This is a genomic window from Brevibacterium siliguriense (genome assembly GCF_900105315.1).
In the GTDB taxonomy this organism is placed as follows: domain Bacteria; phylum Actinomycetota; class Actinomycetes; order Actinomycetales; family Brevibacteriaceae; genus Brevibacterium; species Brevibacterium siliguriense.
In genome coordinates this window covers 1,154,313-1,167,856 of the sequence record NZ_LT629766.1, presented here as the reverse complement: position 1 = coordinate 1,167,856, position 13,544 = coordinate 1,154,313, and the positions used below count along the sequence as shown (strand labels likewise).

Here is a 13,544-nt window from a genome sequence, read left to right as displayed (position 1 = left end):
CGCCCTCCGCGCGGAGACGAACCCGACGATTCGGCCCCGATCGGGTACGAAATCCGTTGCCCTGCACCGACCCTCGAATCGCCGATTCGAACCGTGACCGATGCTCGCCCGAGTCAGCGGTTCTGGCTGCGGGCGTCGACGTCCTTATTCCGCTCCGGAAGCACGCGCTCGTGCTCGCGCATCGGCACGACGATCGTCTCCTGAGCGCCGATGACGCGTTCGCTGTCACCGATTTCGAAGCTCAGCTGCGCCTCGGGTGCCAGGTTCCGTTTGACCACGGCCAGGCCGATCGGTCCGAGCTCCCAGTGCACGGTCACCGAGGTCAGAGTGCCCACGGATCGTTCGGACCCGCGGACCTCGGCGAACGCCTCGGTGCCGGGATCCGGAGCGATGTGCCCGGACCCGTCGAGATGAACGAAGGTCAATCGCCTGGGCGGCTGACCCAGATTGTGAACGCGTGCCACCGCTTCCTGTCCCCGGTAGCAGCCCTTGGCCAGATGCACGGCCGTGCGCAGCAGGTCGAGTTCGCCGACGAGGGCCTTATGGTCGATTTCGTTCCGGCCCGGTCGCCACGCGGCGATCCGCAGCGCCTCCCAGGCATCGAAGCCGACCATGTCGAAGTTCTTCGCAGACAGTCCCTGCAGGTCGGAGCGCTTGACGATTCCGATGACGAACGGAGTCTCGAGACCGGGATGGTTCGTGGCGGCGACTTCCTGACCGATGTCGATCTGCGCGTAGGAGGCCGAACCGGCACCGATATGCGGCCACGGATCGGACCAGGTCCGGGTGACGGGCAGGGCTTCGGGCAGAGAGGTGATGGCGCCGAAGCACTGATAGTCGTCGCTGAGATCCTCGATCTCGACGCGCATCATGAAGACCATCTTGCGCAGGAAGTCCAGAGTCTCATCGGTATGGAGATCGCTGATCGCCCACAGCGCTTCACCGTCGTCGACGAGCCTGAGCCAGCCCTCGATGCGGCCGTTCGGGTCGAGCACGAGTGTTTCCGTGGACACGCCGGGCGCCAGGGTGTCGATCTTCTGCGTGGTGATCGAGTTCAGCCAGGTCAGACGGTCGGGTCCGCTCAGACGCAGCACGCGGAGGTGGGCGAGGTCGACGAGACCGTCCTTCTCCTCAAGCACGCGCTGCTCGCGCAGGGAGGCTCCGTAGTGGATGGGAGTCTCGGCGAGGTCGCCGGCCCCGAGCACCGCGGTCGAGCTCAGTCCGCGCGCCAGCGACGAGCGACGAGCCGCCTCGGTGTGGGTGTCGGTGTTCTCCGGCGACGGCGAATCGTGGGAATCAGAATTCGGCGACACGGGATCAGTCATCTTAAGACAGCTTCTTCAATCTGGCAGAGGAGTGGGAGGCGAGTTCGTGGCCCATGGCTGCCATATCCCAGGCCCACATGAGTTCGCCGCCGACAAGCCCGTACATCCGCGTCGAGGCGGTGTACTCCTTCGCGGTCTTGGTCCGGGCCACCACGTCGGTGGCCAGATCGATGCGCGGGCCCTTGACGGTGCCGGCGTAGAGTTCCATGACTCCGTGCGGGTGGACGATCTCGGCTTCGATCTCGAAGGCTTCGTCGTTCGTGCGCAGGGTCTCGACCGCGGCAGCGGTGGTGAAGCTCTGCGGTTCGGTCGGCACCATCATGCCCGGTCCGACGTCACCGGCGTCGTGCTGACGCACGAGCTGCCAGATCCCGGTTTCGAGAGTCAGGGTCGACTCGAGTTCCCCGGATTCGCTGAGCAGCCAGGCATGCGCAGTGTACTGCAGGAAGGGTGTGCCCTCATGCGCGACGAAGTCGATGCGCTGGCCGAACTGCTTCTCAGGAGTGTCCGCATAGCCGACGACGCCGACGCCTTCCCACGACCCGATCAGCCAGGACAGCGGGACGAGCTCGGAATGGACCGAGTCATCGAGTTCGATCACCATAAGGGATCAGCGGTTGTCTTTGAACAGCGATGTGACGACCTTGACTCCGACACCCAGGGCACCGAGAGCGGCGATGCCGACGAGGCTGGAGAAGACGATTTCGAGAGCAACAAGATTTTCCATACTCTCAGTCTACAGTTCCTGACAAAGCGATGTGCATTCAGCCCGGATCAGGAAGCGACGCGTTCGAGTGCGTAGACGACGACTCCGCCGAGTGCGATCGGAGCGGCACCGAGGGCGAGCTGAACGGCGAAGCTGCGGGCCTTCTCGACGTTCTTCTTCACCTCGATGTTCTGCGAGGCCTCCAGGTTGGCGGCCTGGAACTTCGCATAGGCGACGAGCCCGAGCATCCGATCGACCGCCGCGACGAGCAGCCCCATGACGACACCGAGGCTGAGCGAACTGGCCAGGGAGATCGCGGGTGCGAACACGAGCACCGTCAGAATCCCCGCCACGGCCGTGGACATCGCGATGGCCAAGGGCGAGGTGTAGATCGCCGGCCACGGCAGCGCGGTCATGCACTGCGCCACGATGAGCGAGGCGAGGCCGATGACGATGGCCTCCTTGTCACCGGGGACCGTGATCGCTGCGACCCAAGTGCTGGCCGACAGCACGATGACGAGACCGGAGACCTGAGCGGACACGTTCGCCACCGCGTAGGAGGCGCCGATTCCGCGGGTGAGGTTCTGTACGAAGGTCCACAGCAGGCCCAGGCCGGCGAGCACAGGCAGCCAGTCGAGGTAGGGAGCCGTGGAGTCCTGCCAGGCGGCGAAGAGGCCGCCGACTCCGAAGAGAGCGAGCATGATCGAGGTCGCCCGCGGCTGCGGGGAGTCCGTCAGGCGCGGCCAACCGTAGGCGACGCCGAAGACGATGAGCCCGGTCGCCAGCAGGAACAGCGTATAGCCCCAGTACACGGAAGCGCTGAGGGCCAACACCAGCACCAGGGCGACGGCTACTCGAATCCATCTGATCACAGCACTATCGTGCCTTATCCCGAGACACTCGCGGTAACCACCCTTGATTGCGCGTCGGAGCCGTCCACCGTCTCGCAGTCTCGTTCCGCACGAAGGACATCCCGATCGCCTCGCTATAATCTCCCTCAGACGACGGGCGCCGAGGAGGTGGATGCAGCACATGCGGATTCTGCACATCTGCCCCACGGCCAGACTCGACGCTCCTCTGGCTCCCGAATCCCTGCAGTACCTCGGCCACCGGATCGACCGCTGCGGTGCCGAGGACCTGCCCGGCCGGTCGGAATCTGCCGAGGTCGATGTCGTCATCGCCGATGCCTGCCTCGACCTGTCACTCGCCCCGCGCATCTCCGAACTCCTCGCCGAGGCGCGGATCACCGCACCCGTCATCGTCGTCCTCGGCGAGGGCGGACTGGCGACGGCCTCGGCGAAATGGAACGTCTCCGACCTCATCCTCACCACGGCCGGACCTGCCGAGGTGGAAGCACGGCTGCGCGTGGCCCGTGACCGTCACATCGCCACCTCGTCCGCCCATTCCGGCGACGGGTTCCCCGGCGGGACGCATTCCGGATCAGGCCACCTCAAGGCGAAGGGCAGCGCAGGGGGCTGGGGACCGGTTCGCACCGGTCGCGGCCCCGCCGGCACCTCCCGGAGCAGCGGATACGGCACGTCGGGCCGCGCAGGCGTTGCGGGCGAATCGAGTGAAGGCCCGTGGAATGCCGACGGCGAACCGATGGTCGTCGTCACCGGCGACCTGCGCATCGACGAGACCGCATTCACCGCCGAGCTCGGCGGACGCAGCCTCGACCTCACCTACCGAGAATTCGCCCTGCTGAAGTTCTTCGCAATGCATCCCGAACGCGTCTTCACCCGCGACGAGATCCTCCTCGCCGTGTGGGGCGATGACTACTTCGGGGGCACCCGCACCGTTGACGTGCATGTTCGCCGCCTCCGTGCGAAACTCGGCAAAGACCTTGAGAACGCCATCCACACCGTACGCAACGTCGGCTACCGTTTCAGCGCCGACAGCGTCACCGACACAGATTCAGAGGACGTGACGGTATGAGAATCCAGGCCAGCGGAGCTACCGCTTCCACCCCGATCGACACCCTCACCGAGGATGAGCTGAAATTCCTCGACGACGTGGCAGCGACCGACGGCGCCCCCGAGATCTCCGGCGGACTCATGGCCATCGCCACCGGTGAGGACACCGGCCACAAGGCGCAGACCGCCTCGAGCGTGTGGCGCATATTCGACGGTGAGACCCTCATCGGCTTCGGCGTCCGGGCCCTGCAGGGTGATCGCCATGCCGCCGAATTCCTCATCGCCCCCGACCACCGCGGCCAGGGCCTCGGCGAACAGCTGCTGAGAACGATCCTCGACGAGGAACCCGAGGCCTGGTGCTGGTCCCACGGTGACCATCCGGCCGCGGAGCACCTCGCGCAGAAGCACGGACTCGGCCGCGACCGGGTGCTCTATCAGATGCGCACCGACACCGGCCTGAGCCTCGCCGCCCTCCCCGAGACGCAGAGTCCCGAGGGTGTCGAGATCCGCTCCTTCGCTCCCGGCGACGAGGACGGCTGGCTGTCGGTGAACAACTCCGCATTCGACTGGCACCCCGAACAGGGCGGCCAGACCCGTGCCGATATCGACGCCGTCGTCACGGCGTCAGACTTCGACCCCGACACCTTCGTCATCGCCGCCCGCGACGGTGAGGTCATCGGATTCCACCAGACGAAGATCACGGACACGGAAACCGAGGGCCGCCTCGGCGAGGTCTATGTCGTCGGAGTCGACCCGCGCATCCATGCCAAGGGCGTGGGCAAGGCCCTGACGATCGAGGGGATGCGGCGGATGGTGGCCGACGGCGCCGAGACGATCGAACTCTACGTCGAATCGGACAACGCCCCGGCGCTAGGCTTGTACGAGCGACTGGGATTCCATGTCGCGGTCGCGCACGTGGCCTATGCACCGGCCTCTGCAGAGGTCACCGGCACAGATTCTGCGAGCACGACGACGAACGAGAAGGAGTAGAGCGTTGTACGACATCGCAGCGTCGGGCAAGGAACTGGGTCTGCCCGAACCGGCAGATCGCTTCCTCGACCGCGAACTCAGCTGGCTGGCCTTCAATGAACGCGTCCTCGACCTTGCTTCGGATCCGGAGATCCCGCTGCTCGAACGCGTCCGGTTCCTCTCGATCTTCGCGACCAACCTCGACGAGTTCTTCATGGTCCGCGTCGCCGGCCTCAAACGCCGCATCAATACCGGCCTGGCCGTGCCGAGCGTCACCGGCCGCATGCCCGCGCAGGTCATGCACGACATCGGGGTGCGTGCATTCGAGCTGATGAGCCGGCATGCCGCCCTGCTCAAGGACGATATCGGGCCCCGCCTCGACGAGGAATCGATCACGAAGGTCCAGGTCGAAGACCTCACCGAGGATGAGCGGCACCGTGTCGACGAATTCTTCTTCGGTCACGTCTACCCTGTGCTGACCCCGCTGGCCGTCGATCCGGCCCACCCGTTCCCATATATCTCGGGCCTCTCACTCAACCTCGGTGTGCTCCTGCGGGCACCGGAGACGGGCAAGGAGTTCTTCGCCCGCGTCAAGGTTCCCCCGCGTCTGCCCCGGTTCTTCAACGTCGCCGAGGTGACCGACCGACCCGCCGGACGCGACGTCCCAGCCCGCTTCGTCGCCCTCGAGGACATCATCGCCGAACACCTCGGCACCCTGTTCGACGGCATGGAGATCGTCCACCATTCGACCTTCCGCGTCACTCGCAATGAGGACCTCGAGGTCGAGGAGGACGATGCGGAGAACCTGCTCAAGGCTCTGGAGAAGGAGCTCCTGCGCAGGCGTTTCGGTCCGGCCGTGCGGATGGAGATCACAGAGACCATCCACCCCCGCGTCCTCGAGATGCTCAAGGACGAACTGGGCATCCACGACTCGGAGATCTACCACTTGCCCAGCCCGCTGGACCTGTCGGGCATGTCCGATATCGCCGATGTGCCGCGCGATGATCTGCACTATCCGAAGATGGTCCCGCAGATGAACAAGGACCTGTCGCTGCGGGAGTCCAGCGACCAGGTCGACGTCTTCGACGCTGTGGCCAGCCGGGACATCCTGCTGCATCACCCCTACGATTCGTTTTCCACGAGCGTGCAGGCTTTCCTCGAGCAGGCCGCATCGGACAAGAACGTGCTGGCGATCAAGCAGACGCTCTACCGCACCTCCGGAGATTCGCCGATCATCGACGCCCTCGTCGATGCCGCGCAGGCTGGGATCCAGGTGCTCGCCGTCGTCGAGATCAAGGCCCGCTTCGACGAGGAGGCCAACATCACGTGGGCCCGCAAGCTGGAAAGGGCCGGAGTCCACGTCGTCTACGGAATCGTCGGCCTCAAGACACATGCGAAGCTCTCCCTCGTCGTCCGCCAGGAAGCCGACGGGCTGGCCCGGTACTGCCACGTCGGCACCGGCAACTACCACCCGAAGACCGCCCGCGGGTACGAGGATTTCGGGCTGCTGACACGCGATCGGGCGGTCGCCGATGATCTGACGAAGCTGTTCAACCAGCTCTCCGGCTACGCGCCCAAGTCCGAATACTCGCGGTTCCTCGTCGCCCCGAACAATGTGCGCACCGGACTCATCGACCTCATCGAATCCGAGATCGCGATCGCACAGTCCGGCGGACAGGCGCAGGTGCGGATCAAGGTCAACTCGATCGTCGACGAAGCCGTCATCGATGCCCTCTACCGGGCGTCCCAGGCGGGGGTCAGCGTCGAAGTCTTCGTCCGCGGGATCTGCGCCCTGCGCCCAGGCATCGAAGGGCTGAGCGAGAACATCACCGTCCGTTCCGTGCTCGGACGCTTCCTCGAACACTCCCGTGCCTTCGTCTTCGGCAACGGCGGCGATCCGATCGTCTACATCGGTTCGGCCGATATGATGCACCGCAACCTCGACCGCCGGGTCGAAGCGCTCGTGCAGATCGTCGACGACGGGCATCGGGCGGAGATCATCGAACTCTTCGATCTCGCCTTCGCACCGACCACCTCGGCGTTCGATCTGGCCGGCGACGGCAAGTGGACACGTCGGACACACGACGACGAGGGCAACCTGCTCGCCGATTATCAGACGGAGCTCATCCGTCGGCACCGGAACCGTCGGCGAATCGGGGATGAGGCGTGAGCCCGTCCGAAGTCGCATCGGCACAGGCGTCATCGCGCGTCACTGCCGATGTCCTCGCCGCCGGAGCAGTGTGCTGGAGGCGCGGTCCGAAAGGACTCGAGGTGGTGCTCATCCATCGCCCGAAGTACAACGACTGGTCGTGGCCCAAGGGCAAGGTCGACCCAGGAGAGACCTTGCCGGAGGCTGCGATCCGCGAGGTCAAAGAGGAGACGGGGTTCGACATCCACCTCGGCATCCCGCTTCCCTCCGCCGGGTACACGGTCGGCAAGAACACTCTGAAGAAGGTCTTCTACTGGTCGGCCGAAGTCAAGGACGAGTCTGACTTCGCCCCGATGAACGCTCGAGAGGTCGACCGTGCCGAATGGCTCCCGGTCGACAAGGCTCGATCGAAGCTGACGTCGTTCGCGGATCGGGAGCAGCTCGACGCACTGGAGAAGTTCGCTGAGACGGACGCTCTGCGGGCGTGGCCGCTCATCCTCGTCCGCCATGGGAAGGCGTTCCCACGTGCGAAATGGTACGAGACCGAGCACGTGCGGCCGCTGCTCAAACTCGGCACCCGACAGGCCATGGCGCTGACCGGACTGCTGGGAGCATGGGGTGTCCGCAAGCTCGTCTCGAGTCCGTGGAAGCGGTGCATGGCGACGCTGACTCCGCTGTCGGCGGCGACGGGCAAGTCGATCAAGAAGGTGCCGACGCTCAGCGAGAAGGCGACCGCAGCGAACCCGGACAAGACCGCCCGCTATATCGAGAAGCTGCTGGCGAAGGGCAAACCCGTCATCTACTGCACGCACCGTCCGGTGCTGCCGACGATCTTCTCCGTCTACGCTGCTCATTCCCCGAAGCGGGTGGCGGAGAAGCTGCCGAAGGAAGACCCCTACCTCAAGCCCGGCGAGGTCCTCATCGCCTATGTGCGCCCCGGACCGGTGCCGCGCATCGTCGAGATCGAACGCGTCCGCCCCATCGACAGCTGATCTGGTGGTTCCACCCACCTGTCGGGACGAACGGTTTCACCGGTGCGGACGGGCCACCTCGGCGAGGGGACGGTTCTCAGTCGACGGTGCAGTAAGCGCCGTACAACAGCGGTCCGAGGAGGGTGGCGTCCTCGGCATCCAGTTCATCGGTGAGGCGCTGCGTGAGTGAGTCGATTCCGAGCTCATCGGCGGTCACGATCCCCTGCTGTTCGAGGTAGGGAAGCAGAGCGGCCAGGGCGTTGACCCAGCCGAAGCTCGGAGCTTCCGCCCCGCCTCCCGCCGGTGCGCTCAAGGTCAGGTGCGGATCGGGCAGCCCGGCGGAACGGTAAGCCGCGAAGAGGTCTCGTCCCGCCCTGCTGTCGATCCCGAAGATTCCGAAGGCCTGCAGAATCAGTTCTCTCACTCTCTCGAGCAGCGGCGTGTTCACGCTCGCCCACTCCTGTGAGACGTCGAGTTCGTGCATGACCAACAGTCCTCCGGGTCGCAGGTGCCGGCCGAGTCGTCTCAGCACCTCGACCGGGCTGCTCACGTGCATGAGCACGGCCCTGCCGACGACCGCGTCGAACTGCTGGTCGAGGTCGAGGGAGTCGAGGTCCGCCTCGGCGAATTCGATCTCTCTTCGATGCCCCAGGCGGTCTCGGGCCCCGTCGAGAGCCTCGGGATTGCGGTCGACGGCGAGCACGTGTCCGCTGGGACCGACGAGATCGGCGGCGATGGCAGCGACGTGTCCGGCACCGGTGCCGATGTCGAGGACGCTCATGCCCGCAGTGATTCCCGCTTCGGTGTGCAGCTGTCTGGTCAGTGGGTCGAGCACGACCGACTGGTCGCGCAGTCGTAATTGTTCGGTTTCGGATTCTCCGAGGACGTATCGGTTCTGTTCCTTCATGGCGGCGATCGTAGGGACAAGGGTCGTGCGGAGCAAGGGATCGGCGAACCTCAGCGCGCGTGCACGCGTACCGGGCGGGCCGCCTCGGCGAGGGAATGTCGGTCCCGACAATGATCCTTTCATGAAACCGACGAAGCCTGTGATCGAGCACTCACGGCGGTTCCAACCCTTCGCCGCTCATTCACTTTCCATTCATGTTCCAACTCCTTGCGCTTCACGCGTGATCCTTAGCGTGGACCACGAGCAATCGAGAATTCTCGAGCTGTGTCCACAAACATGAAAGGCATCTTCGTGAAGATGAAGCATCTCGCCCCCTCCGCTGCGATCCTCGCGGTCGGCGCCATCACCCTCTCGGCTTGCGGCGGACAGTCCGCTACCGGCGAAGAGGCCTCCGGCGGCAGCAGCGACCTGCAGGGCACCCTGACCGGCATCGGCGCCTCCTCGCAGAAGGCGGCCATGGATGCGTGGACAGCGGACTTCACCTCTGAGAACTCCGGCGTGACCGTCAACTACTCCCCCGACGGATCGGGTGCCGGCCGTGAGCAGTTCCTCGCCGGCAACGCGCAGTTCGCCGGATCCGACGCCCATCTCGACGACGAAGAGGTCAAGGCAGGAAAGGAAGCCTGCGGCGCCGACGGAGCCTACGAGTTCCCCGTCTACATCTCGCCCATCGCCGTGACCTTCAACGTCAAGGGCGTCGACGAGCTCAACCTCTCCCCCGAGACGATCGCGAAGATCTTCAAGGGCGACATCACGAAGTGGAACGACAAGGCGATCAAGGCCGACAACCCGGACGCGAAGCTGCCTGACACCAAGATCACCGCCGTTCACCGCGCCGATGACTCGGGCACCACGGAGAACTTCGCCGAGTACCTCAAAGCCACCGCCGAGAAGGACTGGGACGCCGAGGTCGACGGAAACTTCCCGAAGGAGTACGGCGGCGAGGCTGCGCAGGGCACCGACGGTGTCATCCAGACCGTCTCCGACACCGACGGAGCCATCGGCTACGCGGATGCCTCGGCCGTCGGTGAGCTCTCCACCGCCAAGGTCAAGGTCGGCGACGAATTCGTCGAACTCTCCCCGGAAGCCGCGACCAAGGTCGTCGACGCCTCCGAGAAGGTCAAGGGTCGCAGCGAAGGCGACCTCGCCTTCGATCTGGCCCGCGACACCACCGAATCCGGCGCCTACCCGATCGTGCTCGTCTCCTACCACCTCGTCTGCTCGTCCTACAAGGACCAGGAGACCGTGGACATGGTCAAGGCTTGGGAGAGGTTCGTGGTCTCGGAAGAGGGACAGAAGTCCGCTGCTGATTCCGCCGGGTCCGCACCGCTGTCGGACGACCTGCGCAAGCAGATCGAAGAAGTCATCGACTCGATCAAGGTTGCAGGCTGATCACAGTCTCTGACCTTGAGAAATAGCCAGTCGGGAGCGGCGCAGAAGCCCTGCGCCGCTTTTCCGCGCCTGTAGAACCACACCGGTTTCACCACAAGTCACATGAGGAGTACTTGTGCCGATCAGCACACAGACCACTGAGTCAGGTCCCACAGGGCCCGACTCCCCACCAGAGCCCGGAACTCCGCCGAAGAGCAGCAGTCCCGCACCTCGGCAGCAGAAGGCCGTCGTCCGCCCCGGCGACCGCATCTTCTCCGCTGCCACGCTCATCGCCGGCATCATGATCCTGGTGATCCTCGCCGGAGTCGCCCTGTTCCTTCTCGCACAGTCGAAGGACACCATCGCCGCCCAGATCAGTGATCCTTCTCAGATCACCGGCGGAAAGGGCTTCTTCTCCTACGTCTGGCCGCTGGTCATCGGCACGCTCATCTCCGCAGCCATCGCGCTGATCGTCGCGACCCCCTTCTCGCTGGGAATCGCGCTGTTCACCACGCATATGGCACCGCGCAAACTCGCTCCGATGCTCGGCTACGTCATCGACCTGCTCGCCGCCATCCCCTCGGTCGTCTACGGCCTGTGGGGCATCGCTCTGGCCGGCAACCTCACCGGCTTCTACCTGTGGCTGTCGAAGTGGTTTGGATGGATTCCGATCTTCGCCCCGGGCGCAGACGGCTCCGTGTCGCAGACGGGCCGCACCCTGCTGACGGCCTCTCTCGTCCTGTCGATCATGATCCTGCCGATCATCACCTCCCTGACCCGCGAGATCTTCCTCCAGACCCCGCGCCTGCAGGAAGAGGCGGCGCTGGCCCTCGGCGCCACCCGCTGGGAGATGATCCGCATGGCCGTGCTGCCCTTCGGCAAGTCCGGAATCGTCTCGGCCACGATGCTCGGCCTCGGACGAGCGCTCGGTGAGACCATGGCTGTGGCCATGATCCTCTCGCCCGGCGTCCTCACCGCTTCGCTCCTCGTCAGCGGCAACCAGACCATCGCATCCGAGATCGCGCAGAACTTCCCCGAGGCCGCGGGACTGCGCCTATCCGAGCTCATCACCGTCGGCCTCGTGCTCTTCGTCATCACCCTGCTGGTGAACATGGGAGCCCGCGCCATCGTCGCCCGCACCTCGGTGAAGGGAAGCTGAGAGCAATGACCACCATGAACACCACCACCGAGGCGGCCGTCTCCAAACCGGCGAAGCTGACCTCCAAGCAGCTGCCGAAGGCCACCCCGTGGGTCGTCGCCGTCACTTCGATCATCGTGGCGATCGTCATCAGCTTCGTCGCATTCGGCGGCTTCAACATCCCCGTCGTGGCGATCCTCGCCGGACTCATCAATGCGATCGCCGTCTTCGCGGTCTCCGCATCATATGAAGGCCGCCGCAAGGCCGTCGACCGGATCGCGACCACCGTCGTCACCTCGACGTTCGTCCTCGCATGTGTTCCCCTCATCTCGCTGCTGTGGCTGACCGTGTCGAAGGGCGGGGCCGCCATCAGCGGCGACCTGCTCACCCGCACCATGCTCGGCATGAAGGGCGTCCTCGACCAGCAGTACGTCGCCGGTGAGGCCACCCTGGCCGGCGGCTTCTACCACGCGATCGTCGGCACCGTACTCATCACGCTCGCCGCCTGCATCATCTCGATTCCGATCGGCGTCCTCACCGCCATCTACCTCGTCGAGTACTCGAACAGGAACCGTCTGGGCAAGGCGATCACCTTTCTCGTCGACGTGATGACCGGTATCCCCTCGATCGTCGCCGGTCTCTTCGCCTTCGCCCTGTTCTCCACGATCGCGAACGTGCTCATGCCCGGTTCCGCGGGAATCGCGAAGACCGGCTTCACTGCGGCCGTCGCGCTGTCTGTGCTGATGATCCCGATCGTCGTGCGCAATACGGAGGAGATCCTCCGCCTGGTGCCGATGGACCTGCGCGAGGCTTCCTACGCCCTCGGCGTGCCGAAGTGGAAGACGATCGTGAAGATCGTTCTGCCCACCTCGGTGTCGGGAATCCTCTCCGGTGTCACTATCGCCATCGCCCGCGTCATCGGTGAGACCGCACCCATCATGGTCACCGCCGGGTTCGCTAAGACACTCAACTGGAACCTCTTCTCCGGCTGGATGTCGACGCTGCCGACGTTCATCTACGATTCGCAGCTGCGCCCGGTCTCACCAGGAGCCGCCGCTCTGGCCAGCTCGGAGCGCGCATGGGCCGCGGCCCTTGTGCTCGTCGCCCTCGTCATGATGCTCAACCTGCTCGCCCGCATCATCGCGAAGGTGCTCGCTCCGAAGGCCGGCCGCTGACCGGCGACTTTCCACAGACTTCCAGACTCACCCATTTCCACGGATAGGAAACACAATGTCCAAGCAGATCGACATCAAGGATCTCGACATCTTCTACGGCGACTTCCGCGCCGTCGACGGAGTGGAGATGCAGATCAAGCCGCGCTCCGTCACCGCTTTCATCGGTCCCTCCGGCTGCGGCAAGTCGACGGTGCTGCGCACCCTCAACCGCATGCACGAGGTCATCCCCGGCGCCACGGTCGCCGGTGAGGTCCTCATGGACGGCAACGACATCTACGGTGCCGACGTCGACCCGGTCAACGTCCGCCGCGAGGTGGGCATGGTCTTCCAGCGGGCGAACCCGTTCCCGACGATGAGCATCAAGGAGAACGTGCTCGCCGGTGTGCGTCTGAACAACAAGCGCCTGACGAAGACAGAAGCGGACGATCTCACCGAGCGAGCCCTGCGCGGCGCAAACCTGTGGAACGAAGTCAAGGATCGACTCAACCTGCCCGGTTCGGGTCTCTCCGGTGGTCAGCAGCAGCGTCTGTGCATCGCTCGCGCCATCGCCGTCGAGCCGCAGGTTCTGCTCATGGACGAACCCTGCTCGGCTCTCGACCCGATCTCGACCCTGGCGATCGAGGACCTCATCAACGACCTCAAGGACAAATACACGGTCGTCATCGTCACACACAACATGCAGCAGGCCGCTCGTGTGTCCGACAAGACCGCGTTCTTCAACATCGCCGGCACCGGCAAGCCGGGAAAGCTCATCGAGTTCAACGAGACCTCGGCGATCTTCTCCAACCCGAACAAGGAAGAGACCGAGAACTACATCTCCGGTCGCTTCGGATGATCTGAAGTTCCGTCGCTGCGGCTCAATGCGCGTCGCTCAGTGGTCGTTCTGGTCACGCCCTGCTCAGCAGAACGTGACCAGAACG

12 protein-coding genes are annotated in these 13,544 nt (G+C 64.9%); 8 read left to right on the top strand and 4 right to left on the bottom strand.

The window, feature by feature from the left end:
- Positions 1–113: 113 nt before the first annotated feature.
- The 3 genes from ygfZ to BLU88_RS05045 form a co-directional block, all read right to left on the bottom strand.
- A complete protein-coding gene (gene ygfZ, locus BLU88_RS05055; RefSeq protein ID WP_092010715.1) occupies positions 114–1,325 on the bottom strand; it encodes a CAF17-like 4Fe-4S cluster assembly/insertion protein YgfZ in 1,212 nt (403 codons plus the stop codon).
- A gap of 1 nt (position 1,326) precedes the next feature.
- Positions 1,327–1,926 (bottom strand): FABP family protein, encoded by a 600-nt coding sequence (locus BLU88_RS05050; protein WP_092017181.1) that lies wholly within the window; start codon positions 1,924–1,926, stop codon positions 1,327–1,329.
- A 173-nt stretch (positions 1,927–2,099) separates the two neighbouring features.
- Positions 2,100–2,903, bottom strand: a complete 804-nt coding sequence (locus BLU88_RS05045) for an ammonia permease (RefSeq protein WP_231939602.1) — start codon at positions 2,901–2,903, stop codon at positions 2,100–2,102.
- A gap of 151 nt (positions 2,904–3,054) precedes the next feature.
- On the opposite strand from BLU88_RS05045, the gene BLU88_RS18905 reads away from it, so the two are divergent.
- From BLU88_RS18905 to BLU88_RS05025, 4 genes are read left to right on the top strand one after another with little or no spacing between them, the layout of a single operon-like run.
- Positions 3,055–3,966, top strand: coding sequence for a winged helix-turn-helix domain-containing protein (locus tag BLU88_RS18905; protein WP_269457669.1), 912 nt, complete (start codon positions 3,055–3,057; stop codon positions 3,964–3,966).
- Positions 3,963–4,934: a mycothiol synthase gene (gene mshD / locus BLU88_RS05035; RefSeq protein ID WP_092010712.1), complete on the top strand. Its 972-nt coding sequence runs from the start codon at positions 3,963–3,965 to the stop codon at positions 4,932–4,934. The genes BLU88_RS18905 and mshD overlap by 4 nt, the downstream gene beginning before the upstream one ends.
- A gap of 4 nt (positions 4,935–4,938) precedes the next feature.
- Complete coding sequence (locus BLU88_RS05030; protein ID WP_231939601.1) at positions 4,939–7,083, top strand: RNA degradosome polyphosphate kinase; 2,145 nt, start codon at positions 4,939–4,941, stop codon at positions 7,081–7,083.
- Positions 7,080–8,054, top strand: a complete 975-nt coding sequence (locus BLU88_RS05025; protein ID WP_092010706.1) for an NUDIX hydrolase — start codon at positions 7,080–7,082, stop codon at positions 8,052–8,054. The genes BLU88_RS05030 and BLU88_RS05025 overlap by 4 nt, the downstream gene beginning before the upstream one ends.
- Before the next feature lie 76 nt (positions 8,055–8,130).
- Here BLU88_RS05025 and BLU88_RS05020 read toward each other — a convergent pair whose 3' ends face one another.
- Positions 8,131–8,940, bottom strand: coding sequence for a methyltransferase domain-containing protein (locus tag BLU88_RS05020; RefSeq protein ID WP_157688973.1), 810 nt, complete (start codon positions 8,938–8,940; stop codon positions 8,131–8,133).
- Between the two features lie 276 nt (positions 8,941–9,216).
- Between BLU88_RS05020 and pstS the strand changes: the two genes are divergently transcribed.
- From pstS to pstB, 4 genes are all read left to right on the top strand, one after another.
- On the top strand, positions 9,217–10,332 hold the full coding sequence (pstS, locus tag BLU88_RS05015; RefSeq protein WP_197678228.1) for a phosphate ABC transporter substrate-binding protein PstS: 1,116 nt from the start codon (positions 9,217–9,219) through the stop codon (positions 10,330–10,332).
- A 247-nt stretch (positions 10,333–10,579) separates the two neighbouring features.
- Complete coding sequence (gene pstC, locus BLU88_RS05010; protein WP_269457685.1) at positions 10,580–11,470, top strand: phosphate ABC transporter permease subunit PstC; 891 nt, start codon at positions 10,580–10,582, stop codon at positions 11,468–11,470.
- Between the two features lie 14 nt (positions 11,471–11,484).
- A complete protein-coding gene (gene pstA, locus BLU88_RS05005; protein ID WP_092010699.1) occupies positions 11,485–12,624 on the top strand; it encodes a phosphate ABC transporter permease PstA in 1,140 nt (379 codons plus the stop codon).
- 55 nt (positions 12,625–12,679) lie between these two features.
- Positions 12,680–13,459 carry a phosphate ABC transporter ATP-binding protein PstB gene (pstB, locus tag BLU88_RS05000; RefSeq protein ID WP_092010698.1) on the top strand — a complete coding sequence of 260 codons (780 nt, stop codon included), beginning with the start codon at positions 12,680–12,682 and terminating at the stop codon, positions 13,457–13,459.
- Positions 13,460–13,544 lie beyond the last annotated feature (85 nt).